Source organism: Leptolyngbya sp. FACHB-8 (genome assembly GCF_014695575.1).
Lineage (GTDB): Bacteria > Cyanobacteriota > Cyanobacteriia > Elainellales > Elainellaceae > Vacuolonema.
Map to the genome: position 1 here is coordinate 36,090 of NZ_JACJOO010000035.1, position 22,559 is coordinate 58,648.

The window sequence follows — 22,559 nt, forward strand, 5'->3', positions numbered from 1 at the left end:
CTTATTTTCCTTGCCGGTGCATAATCGTGCCGTTTACGGAAAGTGCTCTTATATCAAGCTTTGTAGCTTATGCGCTAGTGCAGGCTGTCTCCAATGTAAAGCGAACTGAAGTTTAGTTCTTTTTATGGGAGCCTGTGAAAATCTCAGAAACATTTCATGTAAATTTCCCCATAGAACCCTCTATCACGGGAGCATTTGCTTCTATGATTCATTGATGTGGGGTTATGCAGGGGAGATAGTTCATTGAGAAATATCTATAAGTACTGGAGAGCGATCGCCAGCGATGACAGTTTTCTTTCCCTGCTAAAAGGAACGGAAAGCTTAGTCGCAAAATTGCTATCGCTGGGAATGATCGTCGTTCTGATCGTAGCCAGCGTCGATTTATGGCGTGTCATGATCCGCCAGCTTGTGTTTGAAGAGCCCTACGGCTCCTTCACCTCCTCCCTACTGGAAATTTTTGGCTTGTTTCTGAACGTGCTGGTCGCCCTAGAGGTTCTGGAGAATATTTCTGCATACCTCAAAAAGCACGTTGTGCAAGTCGAACTTGTGATTGTGACATCCCTCACAGCCGTTGCCCGGAAAATTATCATCCTCGATTCCAAGTCGACCACTGGGGTAGAGCTAATTGGGTTAGGTGTTGCAGTTTTAGCTTTGGCAGGCGGTTATTGGATCGTTCGGCATTCCAACCGCCACGATCGCAACCAGAATTCTGAACACGACCAGAATCCCGATCACTCCGACCACGATTAACAAAGACAGGACTCAAGCATTTGTGTTGTGCGGGGTGCTTAGCATCCGCACAACACAAATGCTTGAGTTTTTATCCTGACGACGGTAGCGATCGCTATAGTTTGTAGTTAGCTGACTCGCCTATTGCTCTCTCGCTTGAGCAGAACTCTTTGCGCGAATCATTGCGCCGTTGTCACTGAGGATCGACTTTGATTTCAAAACGCTCTTTTCCAACTCAACAGCTTCATAGCAAGCGCCCTACTACATTAGTCGCTCTGGCCGCAGGGGCGATCGCCCTGTTCCCTATCCACAGCTCACAGGCCAACCCCATTTCCAATGGGGCAGACTTGAAGGCCCCTAAGCTAACCCTTCAGCCAATACTGGAAAACAAATCCCAAACATTGGCTTCCGGGTTGGCGCTTAGCCAGAAAGTGCAACCTGATCCGATCTCCGAGGTTCCTTCAGCTCCGGCTGCGGCTGAAACAACAGCCTCTCCAGTATTTGAGTCTTTTGGGGGATCGGCTCCTGACCCTACAACAGCGGAACTGGCAACGATTCCCATTGTTGCTGAAGCTGCATCACCGGAGTCTACGGAGTTAGCCCAAAATAATTCTTCCGAGCCCATTCCGGCTTACGGGCAACAGGGATCTCAACGCTGGTACGTGCAGGGAGGCGCAGCCAGCAATCTGGATAGCGACGAAACGCGTAATTTTGGGTTGGTGGGCGCAGGTATTTCTCATTTCTTTTTGGATGGCAACAGCATCAACTTCGAGTTAAATGGCATGGCCTTTAACCAACCGGGTGATGATGCCCTAGGTCTTAACCTGGCTGCAATCCTACGCTGGGATTTTATTCGTCAGCAAAACTGGTCTTTATACATTGATGGCGGCGCAGGTCTCATAGGAACAACGGATAGCGTGCCTAGTGATGGCACTCGATATAACTTCACGCCTCAAGCAGGGGGTGGTGCTACCATTCGCTTGAACGAGCGTAACCGTCTTATGGTTGGAATACGTTGGCATCATATTTCCAATGCCGATACCTCTGACAGCAACCCTGGGCAAGATTTGATTTTTGGCTATGTCGGGGTTAATTTTCCACGCTGAGTCATTCGGTTGATAAAACGTGCGTGGCAGCCTGTACCGCGCACGTTTTTACCCATAGCTGAGTGAGAAATAGGATATGGAACCGCGGTTCCACATCCTATTTCCCATTCAGAAATAAGGTTTTTATTCTATGAATGAACTGGCTCTTAAGCTATCCAGATGTCCGTGGAGATGCGTTACAGCATGACGTAGATAAGCAGAGTCATCATATAAAACGCTTAATACCATCGCACCTTCGAGTGTCGAAACAAAGATAGCTGCCAGGGCGTCAATGTTAATGGAATCGGGTAACTCACCCTGCTCGATCGCCTCTCGCGTTTTCTCAATAATTAGGTTCTGAAGTTTAGTCATGGCTTCCTGGGCTTTCTGGCGCAGGGGCAGCATGTGTCGCTTCGCCTCAACAGCCGTATTGAGCACCTGACAACCGCAGGGAAAAAGGGGATTTTGAATGTAGAGATCGGCAAAGGTGGTGGCGATCGCCTTCAATTGCCCCAGAGCGGTTACCTCAGCATTCACTCCCTGCATCAATCGGGTCCCCAATACCGAGCAGGCATACTCAAACGTTTCCACCGCTAACGCTTCTTTGCTGGTGAAGTGATTGTAAATTCCCCCTCGCTGAATGCCGGTCACGTGGGTAATGTCTTGCATCGATGTGGCCGCATACCCCTTCTGGTTGAAGAGAATGGCAACCTTCTGGAGAATCGCTTGCCGCGTTTTGTCACCTTTTCCCATGGAGTTCAAGAAATAATACCGATTGGTCGGTATTATATTACAGTAGGATTAGCCATGTTCGTGAATGCCTGTCTGACCGCCCTATGCATACGCCAGAAAGAATTGTGGTTACGGGACTGGGAGCTGTGACCCCCATCGGGCTCTCGGTTGACGACTTTTGGAAAGCCATGATGCGGGGAGAGAGTGGTGCCGCGCCGATCGCCCGCTTCGATGCCAGCCCCTTCAAAACCCGCTTTGCCTGTGAAGTGAAAGGCTTTGACCCGCTGGATTATATGGAACGGAAACAAGCTTCACGGCTTGATCTGTTCTGCCAATATGCGTTGGCCGCGACACAGCAGGCTATTGACCATGCTCACCTGAACCTGGCGAAGTATTCTCAAGACGTGCGCGATCGCATCGGCGTAGTCCTGGGCTCAGGCATTGGTGGGCTACAAGTGCTAGAAACTCAGGCCAAAGTGCTGATCGAGAAGGGAGCCAACGCGTTATCCCCCTTCATGATTCCGATGATGATTGGCAACATGGCGGCCGGGATGGTCGCCATGCAGCATCGGCTGCGCGGCCCCAGCCACGGCGTTACCTCCGCCTGCACTACGGGCAACGATGCCATTCGCGATGCCATTATGTTGTTGCGGCATGGCCATGCTGACGTAGTTGTATGTGGTGGCAGCGAGGCTCCCATTACACCTCTGGGGGTCGGCGGCTTTGCCTCCATGCGCGCCCTCTCAACCCGCAATGAAGACCCCCAAACGGCAAGTCGCCCCTTTGATGCCAATCGCGATGGCTTTGTCGTGGGAGAAGGCGCCGGGGTGCTCATTCTCGAAACCCTGAGTCACGCCCAGGCCCGTGACGCCACAATTTATGCAGAAGTAGCAGGCTTTGGGGCATCGTCTGACGCCTACCACTACGCCACCCCCGACCCCTCCGGAGGTGGCGTTATTCTCTCCATGCAACGAGCGTTGCAGGATGCAAACATTGCTCCTGAGGCCGTCGATTATATCAACCTGCACGCCACCTCGACGCCATTAGGGGATGTTGCAGAATCAAATGCTATCAAGCGAGTCTTTGGCCCACACGCTTACCAGATGAAGCTGTCGGCGACCAAAAGCATGACTGGGCACCTATTGGGAGCTGCTGGAGCGATTGAGGCGATCGCCACCATCCTCGCCATGCAATACAACCTGATTCCGCCCACCATCAACGTGCAATCTCTGGATGCGGAGTGCGACCTGGATTACACCTTAGAAAAACCCCAGACCAGGGAAATTAACGTCGCCTTATCCAATGCCTTTGGATTTGGCGGGCACAACACTACTCTTGTATTTCGCAGAATTTAGAAAAATCTTGAGCTAAAAATAGCCTGGAAACCCGGTGTTTTAGAAACATTGGGTTTCTCAATATTCAGCCAATGGTTCTGTCTCACACACCATCCACTGTTTAGGAGATTTCTGAGAAACAATATCCCCATTATTTGGAAATCTCCTTAGAAGTTACGCTAGAACGCTCGGTCGTTTTATTACCGTTTGCCATAGGCCACCAACGAAGCCCCCAAAACAACCAGCACAACTCCCCCAATCCGTTCTGGCGTAGCGGGAAACTTCGTCAGCCCGAGAGCTCCTTGCTGATCGAGAAACAGAGCCGCGATCATTTGACCGGCGATCGTCAGGGACAGGGTCAAGGTTGCCCCAATTTTCTGAGTCGCAAAAATCGTTGACCAGACATACAACGTTCCCAAACACCCACCAACCCACATCCACCAGGAGCTTTGAGATAGAGAAATCCAGGTGGGCAAGGGATATTGAGCCACGACACAAATCGTCAGGGATGCCAGCGTTCCCACCAGGTAGGACACAAACGTGACCTGCATGGGTTCTCCTACATACCGTCGTAGCAGAGTATTCAGGGCTACCTGAATCGGTAAAACAGCTCCGCCCGCCAGAGCCGCAAGCAGAAAGATCGTGCGTCCGTTCATTCAAGTCTCCAAAAGCTTTAATAACCCCTGTTTCGGTGCTGTATCGCGATCGCCTACCTGCACAGCCAGAAAAGGCAAAACATTTATCTCGATCTCAAGATATTTTTCATTAAAGCATCTGTTTAGCTTGACATCAAGATATTTGAGATCAAGTAATTAAACTTCAGTTCGGGATAAGCTGAAGTGCTTCTTTTGGCGTGCGCAAAGCGCACGCCAAAAGAAGCGTTTTCGAGTGCCGCGCGTTGCGCGGCACTCGAAAACGCCCTTAATCCAAACTCAGGTTATTTAAAGAACCTGAATTCGGGTTAAGCCCAAAATGGGCTTTTTTAAGGAGCGCGCCCCTCGAAAAAGCCCTTAGCCCCAAGCTCAGGTTAAAGACGTTTATTTATAGATAGGTGCACGAAAAACCATCCTTTTCTGATGCAGGGAGACATCGGCGGGTTGAATAACCCCAAAACCACATATAGAATATGCACGACATAAAGCGTTCGCGGACATACTATATGTGGATAAAGATGATCATGCTCCCTCTATTTGAGGGCGATCGCCACTCCTCAAACATCCTGTCCTCAACGTGGTAAATATGCGAACATACTTACTAACAAGCCGCTAGGCTTGCCAAGCGACGCATCTCCATTCAGCCAATACTCTGGAACAAGACCGGGAATTCTACAAAGATGAACCCGGTGCATCCTACTCCACCTACAATGTTTCTCCCCAATCCCACAGCACCCGTTCTGAAAACGCCTCGTGAGGCTCTCAAGCACTACTTTGGCTACGAGCAGTTTCGCCCTGGGCAGGAAGAAATTATTCAGGCAACTCTCTCCCATCAGGACGTCCTGGTGATTATGCCAACGGGGGGTGGAAAGTCATTGTGCTACCAGCTTCCAGCGTTGCTACGTCCAGGGTTAACGGTTGTCGTCTCCCCCCTGATCGCGCTTATGCAGGATCAGGTTAAGGGGCTACAGGATAACGGCATTGCAGCCACCTTCCTCAATAGCTCTGTGGGTGGGCAGGAAGCGTTTCAACGGCGGCAGGCGGTCCTGGAAGGGCGGGTCAAGTTGCTCTATGTGGCACCTGAGCGCTTGCTGAGTGAGTCATTTCTGGAATTTCTGACGGAAGTGCAGGATACCGTTGGATTGGGAAGCTTTGCGATCGATGAGGCCCACTGTGTATCCCAATGGGGCCACGATTTTCGCCCAGAATATCGGCAGCTGAGTCAGTTGCGCCAACGCTATCCCCGCGTGTCGATGATAGCGCTCACAGCCACCGCTACAGAGCGCGTACGGCTGGATATTGAAGAGCAGTTGGAGTTGCGATCGCCCCACATCCACATTGCCAGCTTCAACCGCCCCAACCTCTATTACGAAGTGCGCCCCAAGGAGAAAAACTCCTACGCAGAATTATTGGATTATATCCGTCGCACACCGGGAACGGGCATCATCTACTGCTTCAGCCGCAAGCGAGTGGATGAGCTATCCTATCGCCTTCAGCAAGATGGAATTGACGCTCTGCCTTATCACGCGGGGATGACCAACAACCTGCGGAGTGAAAACCAGGAGCGATTTACCCGAGACGATGCGCGGATTATTGTTGCCACCAATGCCTTTGGTATGGGTATCAACAAACCAGACGTACGCTTTGTGATCCACTACGATCTCCCTCAAAACCTGGAGAGCTATTACCAGGAAGCCGGACGGGCCGGGCGGGATGGAGAGGAGGCTCAGTGCATTTTATTCTTCAGCTATGGTGATACTCGCTCGATTGAGTTTTTGATTGATCAGAAGCGCCATCCTGAAACCGGCGACCCTCTGGAGGAAGAGCAGCAGATTGCCCGTCAGCAATTGCGGCAGATGGTGGACTATGTCAGCAGCCCCGTTTGCCGTCGCACAATCCAATTGCGCTATTTTGGGGAAACGTTGGAGGGGAACTGCGCCAACTGCGACAATTGCCTGCGCCCCGACCCAATTGAAGATTGGACGGTAGAAGCTCAGAAATTCCTCTCCTGTGTAGCCCGCTGCAAAGAGCGCTTTGGCATGGTCTACATCATCGACGTGCTGCGAGGGGCGAAGGTCAAACGGATTCTTGAGAATGGCCACGATAAGCTGTCTACCTATGGCATTGGGCGCGATCGCTCCAAAGATGACTGGAAGCTGCTGGCGCGATCGCTGCTGCACCAGGGTGTGTTAGACGAAACCACAGACGGCTACAGCATTCTCCGCCTCAACGCGCAGAGTTGGGAAGTTATGCGAGGACAGCGGTCCGTACTGATTTCGGTACCACCCCGAGCCGTACAGACCGAGCCAGACATGGAAGAGGGCGATCGCACCACAAACGACCTGCTCTTCGATACCCTGCGCCGCCTCCGCAAACGCCTTGCTGATGCTCGCAACCTGGCACCTTACATGGTCTTTCCAGACTCTAGCTTGCGCCATATGGCTCGGATGAAGCCCCGTACTCCCGAGCAGTTCATCAAAATTTCAGGCGTCGGTCAGCAGAAGCTAGAACTCTACGGCTTAGCCTTTATGGAAGCCATCCGTCAGATCTGCGGAGACGAGGAGCCCATCACGGCATCCTCCGAGGCTGGGGAGGTAGCAGCAGTCCCCTCGAGCCAGAGGCCCCCCCTACTGGCCCGTACCCAATTTGCCACGCTCGATCTCCATCTGGAGGGCTGCTCTCCTGAAGAAATTGCCACCAAGCGTGGCTTGAAGCTCACGACAGTTTACGACCATCTGGTGCAATTACTAGAAGCCGGCCGACCGGTCAACTTAGATGCTCTGGTAGAGCCAGAGCGACAAACCCCGATTTGGGAAGCCTTCGAGATTAAGGGAGATATTTTCCTGAAGGAGCTGCGGGAGTTTTTAGGGGAGGCCTATAACTATGACGAAATCAAGCTAGTCCGAGGGGCATGGCGGCGATCGCGTCAGGCTCCAGCAGAAGAGTTTTGATCGGCCGCTACAATGGCTTCACCCCAATTAGCAAAGCCATTTCTAGCCATTTCCAATAACAATCCACATCGTCGAAACCCAGCTCTCGAAGCCAAACCAGTTGAGTTTCTACATCCAACAAAATATTTGAAGGGTCCTCTTGATGGGGGTCGTAACCGATCGCTGCCATAAATTGGCGGTGTAAGCGTGGGGTGGGAGATGCAACATGTTCCAGGTTGCAGAAGATGCCACCGGGTTCCAGTCGCTCAAAAATTTCCTGGTACAGCTCCCGCTTACGAGAGTGAGCCAGGTGGTGAATGGCAAAGCTGGAGACAATCGCATCGAAAGAGCCGAGGTCTGGCAACGGCTGATCGAGATTGTGGGCAATGACCTGAGTCGTAGGGTCATTAGCAAAGCGTGAGCGCACTGCGGCCAGCATCGTGTCCGAGAAATCGAGGGCAACGCTGCTAGACTGGGGGCGATCGATCTTAAGAAGCGCTAACAACCGACCATCTCCGGTTCCCAAATCAAGAATACGGCGCACAGTACGGGGTACATGGTCCAGCAATACCCGTTCCCCTTCTGTACGATGGGGAATTTGATCGGCTCGGGCCAGATAGCTCAGGGCATGGTCTGCGGAGGTCCAAAGGTTTGTCATAGCCTGCGGGATATAGCTAGAACCCCATTTTTCTTAAAACTTCTCAATTGCGCAAGTATGGCGATCGCCGTCTTGATTCTCGTTGCCGAATATAGCGCTGTGCGCGTTGATTAAGTACGGTGGTGTGGGGCACAATGTGCCCCACACCACCGTTGCTGATTTATCGCTTTTGGAGGAGCTTAAGCAAAGTCTAAGCTTCTACAAGGTGAGGTATGACTCTGATACGCTCCCTTTATGAAGGATTTTGATACTCGAGAATGGCTGCTCACCAATGGGCTGGGGAGTTTTGCCAGTGGCACCATCGCTGATGCCCACACCCGCACCTATCATGGTTGGTTAATTGCGGCGATCGCCCCCCCTGGTCGCCGTACCCTGCTTCTATCTCACATTGATGCCGTATTGAGCATGGGGGGACAACCCTATGAGCTGAGTACCCATTTATGGGGCAGTGGAGCCATTGCCCCTGTGGGTTACGGCTGGTTGCAATCGTTTAGCCGTGACCCAGTGCCCACCTGGATATGGGGTGATGATACTTGGCAGCTGACCCGCCAGATTGTGATGCCCTGTAGCAATCAGGCAACGGGCTCCGACGGAGCGCCTATTCTCCATAATGGTGTGCTGGTGCAGTACCAGTACCAGGGGCCAGCCCTGGCGGTGTTGACCCTGCGGCCTTTAATTGGCGATCGCAACTTCCATAGCCAGCAGATTAAAACCCAACAGTTGCATTTTTCCCAGGTTGTGGAATCTCAACGGGTGATTTTTCAAGCCTGTCTGGCCGATGAGTTGGGCACCTCCTGGCAACTCAGTTGGAACCGGGGCCAATATATGGCAGATCCGAACTGGTATTACGACTACAGCTATCCTGAGGAGAAAAAGCGAGGATTGGGCGATCGCGAAGATCTCTACAATCCAGGCTATCTCACGGTTCCCCTCAAACCGGGCGAGGCCATTACCGTACAGGCCGTGGTGCGCTCTTCACGGCCCTTTGTTCCCGTCAGCGATACCACCTTTGCCCAGGCACTCGAAACCGAACAGACTCGCCTGAACCGCAGTTTTCCGGCCGTTGCTCCTACCGCCTCCCCCCTGTTGAAGCGCTTATTGAAGGCGGGTGACCAGTTTATTGCTTATCGCAGTTCCATTCAAGGGCCAACGATTATTGCCGGGTATCCCTGGTTTAGCGATTGGGGACGCGACACGTTGATAGCGCTTCCAGGGTTGGCCCTGGCTACCGGACGTTACGAGTTAGCACGGGGGTTGCTGCGCACCTTTGGCATGTATTGCCACAATGGGCTGATTCCCAACACCTTCCCCGATGGCGATGAACGCCCAGCCTATAACAGCATCGATGCCGCGCTTTGGTGGATCGAAACTCTGGGGCTGTATCTGGAAGCTACTCAAGATTGGGACTTTCTGGCACAGCAGTATCCCGTGGTGCAGCAGATCTACAAAAGGTTTATGGTTGGTACCGCCTTCAATATTCGGGTCGATGCATCAGATGGTCTGGTGACCTGGGAAACGCCCGGCGTCGCGCTGACCTGGATGGATGCGGTGGTGGAGGGCCAACCTATGACCCCACGCCAGGGCAAAGCCATTGAGATTAACGCCCTCTGGTATTCGGCCCTGTGCTGGGCTGACCGCTGGGCCGAGCAGTTACAACAGGGCTACCCGGGGGGCGAGCCACCGACTAACTTTGGCAATCATGTACGCCGTTACCGCCAGCAGGCGCTGCAAGTTAGAGCCTCGCTGCAACAGTTCTGGAACGCCGATGCCGGTTATTTCTACGACCTGATTGCTCCTAACGACGAGCGTAATGCTCAAATCCGCCCCAATGCCATCCTGGCCCTCTCCCTGGAGCATTGTGGCTTTCCCGCCGATCAGGCCCGTCAGGCATTGCTGATAGCCCGCGATCGCCTTCTCACTCCCTACGGCCTGCGCTCCCTCGACCCCTCTGACCCGGAATACCAGGGGCGCTACGAAGGGGGCGTATGGGAACGCGATCGCGCCTACCACCAGGGCACCGTCTGGAGCTGGCTCATCGGCCCCTTCATCCGGGCCTGGAAGCGCTATTTTCCGGAAGAACCTCTTCCCTGGTCAGCCAAGCATCTGCTCTATCACTTTGAGCAAGATGCCTGCTTGGACTCCATCTCCGAAATCTTTGACGGAGATGCACCCCATGAAGCGCGGGGAGCGATCGCTCAAGCCTGGTCTGTGGCCGAACTAATTCGGCACTGGGACGATGTGATTGAAGCCTAATAAGCGCTTCGTATGGTAGGTAAAACCTGCCATACGAAGCGCTCACACATCATTACAACAAACCGCGTCGTAATAAATTGCTCAGTGCGTGTTCAGCAGCCTGCTTTTCTGCTTCTTTTTTGCTGCGGCCCTGACCGCGACCAATGAGCTTGCCGCCAACAAAAACTTGGGCAGCAAATTCAGGATTGTGGTCAGTGCCCCCAATTTTCTCGGTGACGTATTGGGGCGGCGTGTGGCCCACATGGGCGTGGGTCCATTCCTGAAGGCGATTTTTAGAATCTAATGTGGAACGACTAGTCATGACCTGTTCGGGTACCTGGTCGAAAAGGGCTTCGATTACGGGGCGGACTCTTTCGATATTGCGATCACAGTCTAAGTAGAAGGCTCCTACTACCGCTTCAAAGGTACTGCTGAGCAAATTGCGGTTTTGGGTGCCTCCATCCTGGGCAATACCACGCCCTAGCCGCATTTTTTGATCCAACCCAATTTCCAGGGCGAACTCTGCGAGTTGAGTCTCATCTACCAGGGCTGCCCGCCGCCGCGTCATCTCGTCCTCTTTGATTTTAGGGAAGCGATGATAGAGATAGTCTCCACAAAGAAACGTTAACAATGCATCTCCCAGGTACTCTAACCGTTCATTGTCAATCGCTCCGTGAGGATGTTCACGCACATAAGAACGATGGGTCAACGCCTGTTCCAGAAGATGTGGATGAGCGAACTGAAGCAAAGGATGAGTTAGGGTAACAGGTTCAGACTTTAGATACATAGTCAACCACGCGAGTTGAAAGGATTGTTTTTTGCCCAGACAATGCCAGGAAAAGCTGTCTGTAGAGCCTGTTTAACAGTCACTCGACAGAGAATCATTCTGGCAGGGCTGCCAGTGATCATCGTTTCAGCAACGTCAGCTTTTCAGGTAAAAGACCTCCCCCACATCAAGCCAACGGTGAGAAGACCAAGGAGGCTATCTGTTTTAGGGTGGGCCAGGGTAACTTGACCGAGCCTTTATAGGCGAACCTGAAACCATAGGGGGCTATAGTTTCCCAAGCCCAAGCAAGAAGGCATATAGCCATCTGACTTGCATGTCCTAGAGGCATTAGGAGCCATTAAGGGGCTATAGGGCAGTAACACTACCGAAGATGGCGCACTCCCGAGGTGATGAATAATGCACGAGGCACTCATCATTAACCTTTCAAGCATCTTCAGATAGCCCTCTATTGAGGCAGGTTCTACGATCTACTTATAAATAAATCCCATGGGGGATTATAAGGGCTCTACCCTAAGATAGATAACCGAAGAAATGGAATATCTTACGACGAAACCATAAGCTTCCCCAGGTCTTCCGGAGCCATGTTGTCATGAATGACCTGCCCATCTCGGAACCAGACGATACGGTTGGTGAGGCGTGCAACTTCAGGTTCGTGGGTGACCATGACTACAGTAATACCAGAAGTGTTCAAATCCGCAAAAATATTCATCACTTCCTGGGTGGTGCGAGAGTCTAAGGCCCCAGTTGGCTCGTCAGCCAGCAGGAGAACGGGACGGTTGACTATGGCGCGGGCGATCGCCACACGCTGCTGCTGCCCCCCTGAGAGCTGATTGGGACGGTTATTGAGGCGATTCCCTAAACCCACCCGCGTTAAGGCTTCTGCAGCCCGTTCTTGCCGTTCTCGTTGAGGTACGCTGGCATATACCATCGGCAACATTACATTTTCCATCGCCGTCAACTGGGGCAGCAGATGAAATTGCTGAAACACGAACCCAATTTTGCGATTGCGAATATGAGCCAGCTCCCCATCGGGAAGTTGGGCTACATCCACCCCATCCAGGTCATAGCGCCCTTCTGTGGGCCGATCTAGACAGCCAATGATATTCATGGCCGTTGATTTCCCTGACCCCGATGGTCCCATGATGGAGCAGTACTCCCCCGAGTCTATCGTCAAGTTAACATCCGAGAGAGCCCGTACCTCTGTATTACCTGAACCATAGGTTTTAGAGATGTGTTCAAAACGAATGATAGTTTTCATAGAAAGATAAGAGGGAAAGGGCAAGGGGGCGAGGGAACAAGGAGACCGTAGGGTACTTCTGGGAAATGGTGACGACAATGCACAGATCGCTTCCGAATACTTCACCCCACTAGGAGTTTATTCATGTTCGCAAAAGTGACCGGGCAACCCTCGCACCCCACCCCCCCACAGCGTTAAGCACTGCGCAACGCAACAATGGGATCCAACTTAGCGGCCTGACGGGCAGGGACAACCCCGAAGAATAAACCGATTCCACCGGATACTCCCACAGCCAGCAGAATGGCACTCGTTGAAATACCGGCTTCCAGGGGCGTCACCGCGCTCACCAGGGCTACACCACCAATGCCGATCGCCGTTCCCGCTAGCCCTCCCAAAGCCGCCAGAATCGTCGCCTCGATCATGAATTGCAACAGAATGTCTTGCTCTGATGCGCCGATCGCCTTCCGCAAACCAATTTCCTGAGTCCGTTCGCGTACTGACACCAGCATGATGTTCATAATGCCAATACCACCGACCAGGAGGGAGATGCCTGCGATCGCCGCCAGCATCACCGTTAATGCCCCCGTTACGTTGCCAATTAGCTGTAGAGCATCTTTCTGGTTGCGTACCGTAAAGTCATCCTCGTCCGCGATTTTGTGGCGTAGCCGCAGCAAATTCACAATCTGGAACTGAGCCGCCGTCATAGACTGCTCATCCCGAGCATTGACGGAAATGAAGGTAACTTCCGTCCCATAGGGAGAGTTATTTCCAGTGATTTGATTGGAGAGGGTTGTCAGGGGTGCGTAGGCAACATCATCCTGGTTGTTGCCCAGGAAGGCTCCCTTTGCCACCATTACGCCGATCACTTCAAAGCTAATGTTTTTGATGCGAAGGGTCTTGCCAATGGGATTCTGATTGGGAAATAGGTTCTCCGCCAGTTCTGGCCCCAGGGCCACAACACGGGTACCCCGCTCTACATCCTCCTTGGAAATAAATCGCCCATTGGCGACTTCAAAGCTTCGAACCACCATGAAATCAGGGGTAACCCCAATGATGGTGGAACTATTGCTGCGGTTTCCTGCAACGATGGCTTGCTGCGTTTGCAGTTGTGGGGCAACCGCTGACACTGTGGGCACCTGAGTATCAATCGCCTCTGCATCTTCCAGGGTCAGGGTTTTGGGCCGCTCCAGTGTTCGCTCCTGGGAGTCTTGACTACCAGGAATGATGAACAGCACATTCGGCCCTAGAGATTCAAACTGCCCTGAGGCATACTGCCGCGCCCCTTCACCAACCCCGACCATGGTAATGACCGATGCATTGCCAATAATGATGCCTAACATGGTCAGGGCACTCCGAAGCCGGTTAGCCGTCAGGGTTTTAACAGCCATCTTCGTGCTTTCTAGAAAATCAACCATCAGGCGTTTCCTTGCCTTTCTCTCTGGCGTTCTTACAGGATTAAATTTTCTGTACGCTACACGTTCAAAAAATTAAAATTGCATTTCTCTCCGGCATTCCTACCAAGTTCATTGCTGATGTGTAATGCGCATCAGCAATGAACGTTTTACTGATCATTCGGGTTCATCCACTTTTTGGCTTCCTCGGGAGGCAGGTCAATGAAGACGCGCTCGCCAGGATTCAGCCCCTGCAAAACTTGGGTCTGATCACCGATCGCACTACCCAGGGTGACTGGACGAAATTCGGGGGTACTGCGCTCATCGGGTACGAGGACACCGGATTGGCCGTCTTTCGTCACGATCGCCACGGTCGGTACAACGATGGAGCTATCGAGGCGATCGCCCAAAAAAGTCAGATCCACGTTCATTCCCGATAACAGATCTGCTTCCCCAGTGAGCACTTCGACTCGCACCTGGAAGGAGGTGACATTTTGTTCCACCACTGCTTCCGGAGCAACGAGCCGCACCCGTCCCTTAAATACCTTGTTAGGCAGCGCATCGGCACGGATCTCGACCTGCTGCCCAACGGTAATCTGGCCAATATCCACTTCCGGCACTTCCGCCAGTACCTCTAGCCCGTTTGCCAGCGCCACGATCGCCGTGGATGTCGCCGAGGAGGCATCCGATGCAGATGTGGTTGGCGTCACGAAAGCCCCTTCTGTAGCGTACTTCTGGGTGACAATGCCAGTGAAGGGGGCACGAATGATGGTGTCTTCCAGCTGTACCTGGGCCGATTGCAAATTGCCGATCGCCTCTTTCAACTGAGCTTCGGCCTCTGCAATATCTTCGGTACGGCTCCCACTACGGGAGAGGGCGTACCGCTCTTCAATGGCCTGTCGGTTGGCCTGGGCAGAGGCCAGATTAGCGCGGGCGCTGCGGGCTTCCTGCTCAATCGCATCCAGGTCATCCTGGGAGATGGCCCCTTCTGCTTGTAGCGTGCGATTGCGGTTTAATCGGGTTTCTGCCAGGGAAAGGCGGGTTTGGGCGTCAGCTACCTGGGCTTCTGCCTGGCTCACTTCAGCACGGCGCTGGGCGGTTTCTTGAGGGCGATCGCCCGCCTGTACCCGCGCCAACTGAGCCCGAGCTTGCTCAACTCGTGCCTCAGCTTGCGTCAGCCGAGCCTGTAAATCAGAGCTTTCCATACGGGCAATGATCTGACCTTTTTGGATACGCTCACCCTGCTCCACCAACAATTCTTCTAAAACACCTGCATTTTTAGGGCTCAGGTTGACCGTTTGAACGGGCTGCACTCGGCCATTTGCTGTAATCTGCACGGTTAAGGCTTGGGCCTCGACCGGAACGGTCAGAGCAGAAATATCTACGGGTTCAGACTTCTGCCGAACGGTAATGACCCCAGCAGTACCCAACCCAACAACCCCAGCGGCAATCAGAGCTAGAAGCCAAGCGGGAGGTTGCTGCCCTTTTTTAATCATTGGAAACTGTGCTGCCATACCTGCCTATTCCTTGCATCAGTAATCATGTCCCCCCGAATTACAGGCCGGGGAAGCCTTATCGAACCGAGCTTGGATGCGCCGTCAAATTGGGGGTCGAGAATGCTCTCGCTCCCGTTGCTCCTCTTCCCATCGTTCGTGGAGCCGAGGCAACTCCCGCTCCCAAAACGCATGGATATCTCGCATTTCCCGTAAACGTCGCTGGGCTTCAGGGCCGCCTTCCACCAGGCTCAAGCCCCGATCAGCCAACTCTCGAAAGGCGGCAATCTGGGTTAGCCGTTGCTGGGTCATCTGCGACCAAGCATTGGGCTTGATCTGGAAATAGTCACGACGATCGCCGGGCAACGCAACCCGCTCAATCAGCCCAATCTGAATCAGCATCCGGGTGATGGTACTGATCGATCCTTTGCTGGCTTGCAAAACCTCCACCAACTCCCCACTCGACTGCAGGGGTGGATTGGCAATCAACAACCAAGCCAGAATGCGACCCGCCATTCGAGGCATCCCGAGCTGTTCAAACATCAGCCCCATTTCTTCAATGAAGTGGGATTGCTCTGAAGGTTGCGATCGCGTCAACGGACTCTCACCCAAACCGTTACTTTTCTTTACGTAGGGTAACACAGATTCAGTAGGTTCAGTCTGTTCAGTAAACATTGAACTTAAGACGTAGAATCTCTCCGCAAACCTGAATATATCTAATCTAGCTCGGGGGTTTGGGGATGTCGTCCCTCTACCGATTCACCCAGATGGGGGATTTGCGATTCGCAGGCTCATAATTTGGGGCTGCATGGCACCCTTCATGGGGTATCCGTCTTATTTGACTTCGCCCATCCGTGAGCCGAGCGGGGTACACCAACAACCGCTTTTTGGGCTAGCAATGGGTAACGTCCGCTGAGCCCCGTCATCAGTAGTAAAGCGAGGCGGCGTAAGAGGGGCACGCGTTGCATCAGGCGTAATCCAAGCCGACGCAGGACGACGAGAGGAGGCCAGGGAGACGAGAAACTGCGGTCGAGGAAGTCAGTGAATGCCAGAATGAGAAGATTTTCTCGCTGACGCCAGCGTTCGTAGCGGCGTAGTACCTGGGGGGCACCCAGGTTCTCACCCTGCTGGTGAGCCTGTTGAAGGACTTCTGCGAGGGCCACAGCATCGCGGATACCTAAATTTAAGCCCTGCCCCCCAACCGGGTGGCACGCATGAGCCGCATCACCGACCAGAGCTAGGCGGCGCTGGCTGTAGCGATCGCACTGCATCCACTTCACCGGAAAGAGGGCGCGATTGCCGAGCAGTTCCAACCGACCTAACTGCCCACCATAGCGACGATTGAGCTCGGCTAAGAATTCTACTTCATCTACCTCTAACCAGTGCTGAGCTTCGGCATGAGGGGCTGTCAGCACAATCTGGCAGCGGTTCCCTGGCAGTGGTAGGGTGGCGAAGGGACCGCTGGCCCAAAAGTGCTCACGGGCAATATTTTGATGGGATTTTTCAGGACGAATTACGGCCGTGACGCAGGATTGCCAGTACTGCCAGCCTCGGGTGCCGATACCTGCCGCCTGACGAATGGGCGATCGCGATCCATCAGCCGCTACCAGCACGCCCACTCGCACTGTGCGAATTTGGTTTTCGACGGAGAGGGTCAGATGCACAGCATCTTCCCGGTAGTCCGACTCCATCAAACTGGCAGGGTAGTACCAATCGAGGTTAGACGCATCTTTCAGGCAATTAAGCAGAGCGCGCACCAACACATGATGTTCGCCCACATAGCCCAACTCTGCCGTGCCCAGATCTGCCGGTTGCAAATTGACGATCGCCGGACAGGTTTCATCGGCTAGACGAATTTGATCAAAAGTCGTAATCTGCGGCAGGATCTCGTCCCAAATTCCTAAGCCCGTGAAAATACGCCCAGTCATCAGCGTTAGGGCATAGGCACGATTAAATGTCAGACCGGCTTCGAGTGGGCGTGCTTCAATCAAGGCAACCCGTAAGCCAGAATCCTTTAGGGCTGCAGCCAAGGTCAGACCTACGGGGCCTCCTCCGGCGATCGCCACGTCATAATCCAGAGGAGCCGGAACCGAGAATTCCGATTGAGCAGAGGAAACTGTTTGCGAATCGAGCACCATCAGCAGTAATAGGTGACGGACAGAACACTTCAAAGCCAGTTACAGCCTGAAGCAAGGGGAATATTAATTATTGTGGCGCGATCGGCTGATGGAAACAAGGTTGCGGTGAAAACTTGAACACCCAGTGTTCTTAAAACACCGGGTGTCGGCGAGAAGAGCGGTTATACCAAACTCAATGTCATCAACTCATCGGACATTTCAAAGTTGGCCGTGACCGATTGCACGTCCTCCAAATCTTCTAGCGCATCCATCAATTTGAGAAGGGCGATCGCGTGGTCAGAGTCCGTCACTTCGACGGTGTTCTGAGGGATCCAGCGCACCTCGGTCTGTTCGATGGTGTAGCCCTGCTCTTTGAGGGTCGTTTGCAGGGTTTCCAAATTTGGAACGTCAGTGAACACGTCTGCGGCGGGTTCCTCGTCATCAGTTTCGGTCATGGCATAGGTGTCGGCACCGCCTTCAAGGGAGGCTTCCAGTAACACGTCCTCATCAAGATTGCCGGAGACCGTGACAACGCCCTTTTGCTCGAACATCCAGCCGACACAGCCTGTCTCTCCCAGGTTGCCGCCCCGCTTGCTGAAAGCAGCACGCAGGTCCGCAGCCGTGCGGTTGCGGTTGTCTGTCAGGGCTTCGATCAAAATCGCTACCCCGCCCGGGCCATAGCCTTCATAGCGGATAGATTCCAGGGCGTTGTCAGAACCCAGTTTGCCTGCACCTTTGGCGATCGCTCGGTCAATATTGTCGTTGGGAATCCCAGCAGCCTTCGCCTTATCGATGGCGGTTCGCAATTGGAAATTCCCCGCTGGATCGGGCACCCCAGTGCGGGCTGCGACGATAATCTGTCGGGAAATTTTGGCAAAAACTTTGCCCTTGACGGCATCCACCCGCGCTTTCTGGCGCTTGATGTTAGCCCATTTACTATGTCCTGCCATAGGAGTTGCGCTTCACAGTACGGTTGGAACGGTTCCTCAGATTTCCATTCCTCAGTTCAACATAGGAATTTAAACCTAGGATAAACTCCCGGCTTCCCTGACGACCATTTATTCTCAGGTTCAGTTTCGTGAGAGCCGACGCACGTCACTGCTCCTCTAACAAAACTAAATCTGTATGAACGCACCCGCAATTCTCATCATGAGATTCAAAGCTAAGAGTTTGTGCTTTACAGGCACAAACTCTTAGCTTTGAATCCCGAAAACCGCTTGCCTCAAGCGAACAGTTTTCGGGCTCGATTGCAAGATGAGAATTGCTGGAACGTGACCTTATAGGTTGCGTTAAATTTTGACCGGATCACTCCAATCGACTTAGAAGATTAGCGTACCTTGGAAAAGCCATATTCCTGCGAATCGCCACCCCTGGGGGAACCATGCAGCCACTCGTTTCTCTAATCCTACTGAGCTACAACCGAGAAACCTATTTAGAAGAAGCGATCGCCAGCGTCTTAACCCAAACCTATCAGAACTTCGAACTGGTCATTTGGGATGACGGCTCTCGCGATCGCTCCCTCCAAGTTGCCCGGGCCGCAGCTCAGCGTGATCAGCGGGTACGCGTCGTCGCAGCAGACCATTGCGGCAAAATTGCCAACCTACGGACACGGGCCATCGCCCAAACCTCAGGCCAATATTTGGGCTGGGTGGATAGTGACGATCGCCTTACCCCAACCACCTTAGAGCGCACAGTAGCGGTCTTGGAGGCTCGTCCTACGGTAGGCATGGTCTACACCGACCACAGAATGATGAACGCCCAGGGGCAGCTAGAAGAATATGGCCAGCGGTGCCGCATTCCTTACTCGCGCGATCGACTGCTGGTCGACTTCATGACCTTCCACTTTCGGTTGCTGCGGCGCGACGTGTATGACCGCATTGGCGGCATCGATCCAACCTGTGAGTATGCCTACGACTACGACCTCTGCCTGCGGCTATCCGAGGCAACAGAGGTGCATCATCTGCCCCTGCCGCTATATCACTATCGACGGCACCAGGCCCATCAATCGCGTCAGCATCGACTTGAACAAATCCAGGGGTCACAGCGGGCAATTAACCGGGCGATCGCGCGGCGAGGATTGAGCGATCGTCTCCGGTTAGACGTGCAACTGTATCAGGGACCGAATGGAGTCGCAGCGACCTTCCGATTGTTAACGCATCAGCGCCAACGACCCACTGTAAGCAGGCCCCTACAGTGGGCCAGCGCTTTTCTAGCAGCCCTACCGCTGGCCGGTGCATTGAGTGGTCCCGTACTAGCCCAATCTGTAGCGCCAGCGAACGATGGCACGGGCACAGTCGTTAATCAGAACGGCAACCAGTACACCATTACGGGGGGGCAGCGATCGCAGAGCAACCTCTTCCACAGCCTGGAACGTCTGGGCCTGAGCCAGGATGAAATTGCCAACTTCCAGTCTGATGCCCAAATTCGCAACATCTTGACCCGCGTCGTGGGCGGCGACCCGTCCGTCATTGACGGTCTCTTACGGGTAAGCGGTAGCGATGCTAACTTGTTTATCTTGAACCCGGCGGGGGTTATTTTTGGCCCCAATGCCCGGTTAGATTTAGCTGGTTCCTTTACCGCCTCAACCGCAACGGGGTTGGGCTTTAACAACGGTTGGTTCAACATCAACGGCACCCCGAATTACTCAGCTCTTACCGGAGACCCCACCAATTTTGCCTTTGCCACCCTCTCGCCCGGAGTGGTACTGAATGCAGGAAACCTGGAGGTGGATGCGGGCGAGTCCCTGACGTTGCTGGGGGGTATGGTAGCTAATACAGGACGGGTGGCTGCTCCAGGCGGCACCATTACCCTGGCCGCTGTCCCAGGGCAAAACCGTGTACGTCTGAGCCAGGAAGGTAGTCTGCTGAATTTGGAGTTTGCCCCCCTACGACGCAACGCCCCCGGAGTCTCAGGAATTTCCTTCACACCGCTTTCATTGCCCGAGTTGCTGACGGGGGGTACAGTTAATGTCGCAACTGGCATCAGCGCACAACCCAATGGCACAGTACGTCTGACCAGCTCACAGACGGTCATCCCCACAGACCCGGGAACGGCGATCGTGTCGGGGCAGGTAGTTGCGGCCTCAAATCAGGCTGGAGCAACACCGGAGATTAATGTGCTGGGCGATCGCGTCGCACTGCTAGATGCCCACCTCGACGCCCGTAGCCAGACCGGAGGCGGGACGGTCCGAGTGGGGGGCGCCTATCAGGGCGGAACCAACCTGCCTACTGCAACAGTTACCGCTGTCGATGCTGAAAGCACGATCAACGCCAGTGCGACAGGCAACGGCACTGGCGGTAATGTTATTCTCTGGGCAGATGGCCTGACCGCTTTTCAGGGAAGCATTCAGGCCCGAGGCAGAAATGGGAATGGAGGTTTCGTTGAGGTATCGGGAGCTCAGGATCTCGTCTTTCAAGGACAGGTGGACGTGAGTGCCGCAAATGGCACAACCGGAACGTTGCTACTAGACCCCACCAACATCTTGATCAGTGACGCTCCCAGTAATCCGGCAGCAGTGGATACGTCTCTTCCCACAATCCTCGCCGGAGATTTTCCGGGTCAGTCGATTACCCTCAACGCAAATACCCTTGAGAACCAGTTCGCAACCATTGTGCTGGAGGCCACCAATGATATCCGAGTCGCCGATGGTTTGTCGCTTAACTTCGGCAGTTCCGGAAACGGCATTATCTTCCGGGCCGACAGCGACAATAGCGGAGCTGGAGGGTTCTTCATGGACCGGACCCAGACCTTGACCACCAATGGACGCGACTTAACAATCACCGGAGCGATCATTGACGCCGGAAACCTGGATACCTCTAGTCCCTTTTTCAGCGAAGTCCCAACGGACGGCACAGCGGGCAATCTTCGTCTGGATGCAACGGGAACTATCACAACAGGACAGCTTTCTGCCAATGGCAGTGGCTTTGGGGGGGGTGATGGCGGACGGATTACCCTAACTGCTGATGACGACATTACAACCGAGCAGATCATTGCCACAGGCGGTGGTTACGGTGGCAATGGCGGCCAGGTTAACTTGATTAGCCCTCGAGGCACCATCAGCGTCAATAGTATCAACGTCCTCGGTCGGGGGGAGGGTGGAACCGGGGGCCAGGTGTTTGTCAATGCCGACCTGTTCAATGTCCGAGACACGGTTGGCGATGGCCAGGCGGACATCAATGGTAGCATTCTGGCCTCTGGAGGCACGGTTGAAATTATCCACCGAGGTGGCCCCGAGAACATTCCTTTCATTGTGGGCCAGGGGACAGGAGTGGAAAATGGGACGGCCGGACCAATTTTTGCCGGCACGGGGGATACTCTGAGTACAGGCAGCTATCCCGTATTAGAGAATGGCGGCGACGCTACCCTCCCCCCGGCAGTCAATGGCGTTACGCTACGTTCCATTAACAATGCCCCAATCCTGTTGGAGAACACCTCCCAAACCTTTTCCACCACGGCTGGTCAACCCATCACCATCAACTTGCAGGATCTGCTGGTGGCGAGCGCTGACCTGGATGGCGATCGCACCGTCACACGTTACGAGGTCGCATCCCTACCAGCAGGAGCAACCCTGACCGTGAATGGAGTCCCTGTTCAGCCCGGGGATACCTTTGACTCCTCTGCTCAGCTGGTCTTTACCCCACCCCCTGGATTTACAGGCAGCCTCGAAGGGTTTTCTCTACAGGTTAGTGACTTGAACCAGGGTCAACCAGTTTTAGCCACCTCAGCTCCCTTCACCGTCTCCTTCCAGGTCAACCCAGAACCCGTCGACCCGGTTGACCCCGTCGATCCTGTCGATCCGGTTGACCCGGTCGATCCGGTTGACCCCGTTGACCCAACCGAACCGGACGATCCTGACTTCCCAGATACTCCAGAACTCTATGAGGACCCAGCCACTCCCAACCCATTCGTCATCCCGTCGGGGGGAGGCACCATTATTGACTGCTGCATGAGTTCAATTGAGCGGCAGTACAATCGCGAGTTCACCGATTATTTGGGTGTTGCACCCGTTCAAACGGCGACTGTTGAACAAGCAGAAACCATTGCTCAAGACATTGAACGGGCTACTGGAGCACGGCCTGCCTTTGTCTATATCAGTTTTGTACCGCCCGAAAGCACCCTGCGTGGTGATGTTCCCGTTCCTCAGGATACGGATCAGCTGGAACTGGTGATTGTGAGCGCTCA

Annotated in this window: 16 protein-coding genes; 6 read left to right on the top strand and 10 right to left on the bottom strand. The window is 53.8% G+C overall.

The features are described 5' to 3' along the window. Positions 1 to 243: 243 nt before the first annotated feature. Together H6F91_RS07100 and H6F91_RS27530 are read left to right on the top strand one after the other, a co-directional pair. Positions 244 to 750 (top strand): phosphate-starvation-inducible PsiE family protein, encoded by a 507-nt coding sequence (locus H6F91_RS07100; protein WP_206754911.1) that lies wholly within the window; start codon positions 244 to 246, stop codon positions 748 to 750. Positions 751 to 938: 188 nt separating this feature from the next. Continuing rightward, positions 939 to 1,835, top strand: coding sequence for an acyloxyacyl hydrolase (locus H6F91_RS27530; protein WP_199307681.1), 897 nt, complete (start codon positions 939 to 941; stop codon positions 1,833 to 1,835). A 123-nt stretch (positions 1,836 to 1,958) separates the two neighbouring features. Here H6F91_RS27530 and H6F91_RS07110 read toward each other — a convergent pair whose 3' ends face one another. After that, positions 1,959 to 2,567 (bottom strand): TetR/AcrR family transcriptional regulator, encoded by a 609-nt coding sequence (locus tag H6F91_RS07110; RefSeq protein ID WP_190771713.1) that lies wholly within the window; start codon positions 2,565 to 2,567, stop codon positions 1,959 to 1,961. 83 nt (positions 2,568 to 2,650) lie between these two features. On the opposite strand from H6F91_RS07110, the gene fabF reads away from it, so the two are divergent. Then, positions 2,651 to 3,901: a beta-ketoacyl-ACP synthase II gene (fabF, locus tag H6F91_RS07115; RefSeq protein WP_190771712.1), complete on the top strand. Its 1,251-nt coding sequence runs from the start codon at positions 2,651 to 2,653 to the stop codon at positions 3,899 to 3,901. Positions 3,902 to 4,080: 179 nt separating this feature from the next. Here fabF and H6F91_RS07120 read toward each other — a convergent pair whose 3' ends face one another. Next, positions 4,081 to 4,536: a DMT family transporter gene (locus H6F91_RS07120; protein WP_190771711.1), complete on the bottom strand. Its 456-nt coding sequence runs from the start codon at positions 4,534 to 4,536 to the stop codon at positions 4,081 to 4,083. A gap of 707 nt (positions 4,537 to 5,243) precedes the next feature. Between H6F91_RS07120 and recQ the strand changes: the two genes are divergently transcribed. Further along, entirely contained in the window at positions 5,244 to 7,484 is a 2,241-nt protein-coding gene (gene recQ, locus H6F91_RS07125; RefSeq protein WP_190771710.1) for a DNA helicase RecQ, read from the top strand. Between the two features lie 7 nt (positions 7,485 to 7,491). On the opposite strand, the gene H6F91_RS07130 is transcribed toward recQ, so the two are convergent. Continuing rightward, a complete protein-coding gene (locus tag H6F91_RS07130; protein WP_190771709.1) occupies positions 7,492 to 8,121 on the bottom strand; it encodes a class I SAM-dependent methyltransferase in 630 nt (209 codons plus the stop codon). Between the two features lie 234 nt (positions 8,122 to 8,355). On the opposite strand from H6F91_RS07130, the gene H6F91_RS07135 reads away from it, so the two are divergent. Continuing rightward, positions 8,356 to 10,374 (top strand): amylo-alpha-1,6-glucosidase, encoded by a 2,019-nt coding sequence (locus tag H6F91_RS07135; RefSeq protein WP_190771708.1) that lies wholly within the window; start codon positions 8,356 to 8,358, stop codon positions 10,372 to 10,374. 52 nt (positions 10,375 to 10,426) lie between these two features. Here H6F91_RS07135 and rnc read toward each other — a convergent pair whose 3' ends face one another. From rnc to H6F91_RS07170, 7 genes are all read right to left on the bottom strand, one after another. Further along, positions 10,427 to 11,140 (bottom strand): ribonuclease III, encoded by a 714-nt coding sequence (gene rnc / locus H6F91_RS07140; protein ID WP_190771707.1) that lies wholly within the window; start codon positions 11,138 to 11,140, stop codon positions 10,427 to 10,429. Between the two features lie 541 nt (positions 11,141 to 11,681). Beyond that, positions 11,682 to 12,398, bottom strand: coding sequence for an ABC transporter ATP-binding protein (locus H6F91_RS07145; protein ID WP_190771706.1), 717 nt, complete (start codon positions 12,396 to 12,398; stop codon positions 11,682 to 11,684). A 173-nt stretch (positions 12,399 to 12,571) separates the two neighbouring features. Continuing rightward, entirely contained in the window at positions 12,572 to 13,792 is a 1,221-nt protein-coding gene (locus tag H6F91_RS07150; RefSeq protein WP_190771705.1) for an ABC transporter permease, read from the bottom strand. A gap of 146 nt (positions 13,793 to 13,938) precedes the next feature. Next, entirely contained in the window at positions 13,939 to 15,282 is a 1,344-nt protein-coding gene (locus H6F91_RS07155; protein WP_190771704.1) for an efflux RND transporter periplasmic adaptor subunit, read from the bottom strand. An 84-nt stretch (positions 15,283 to 15,366) separates the two neighbouring features. Beyond that, positions 15,367 to 15,873, bottom strand: coding sequence for a MarR family transcriptional regulator (locus H6F91_RS07160; RefSeq protein WP_242035671.1), 507 nt, complete (start codon positions 15,871 to 15,873; stop codon positions 15,367 to 15,369). A 206-nt stretch (positions 15,874 to 16,079) separates the two neighbouring features. Beyond that, positions 16,080 to 17,432, bottom strand: a complete 1,353-nt coding sequence (locus H6F91_RS07165; RefSeq protein WP_242035672.1) for an FAD-dependent hydroxylase — start codon at positions 17,430 to 17,432, stop codon at positions 16,080 to 16,082. A gap of 128 nt (positions 17,433 to 17,560) precedes the next feature. Then, on the bottom strand, positions 17,561 to 18,328 hold the full coding sequence (locus H6F91_RS07170) for a YebC/PmpR family DNA-binding transcriptional regulator (protein ID WP_190771701.1): 768 nt from the start codon (positions 18,326 to 18,328) through the stop codon (positions 17,561 to 17,563). 431 nt (positions 18,329 to 18,759) lie between these two features. On the opposite strand from H6F91_RS07170, the gene H6F91_RS07175 reads away from it, so the two are divergent. After that, positions 18,760 to 22,559 (top strand): glycosyltransferase (locus tag H6F91_RS07175; protein ID WP_190771700.1); only part of this gene is annotated, 3,800 nt, incomplete at its 3' end.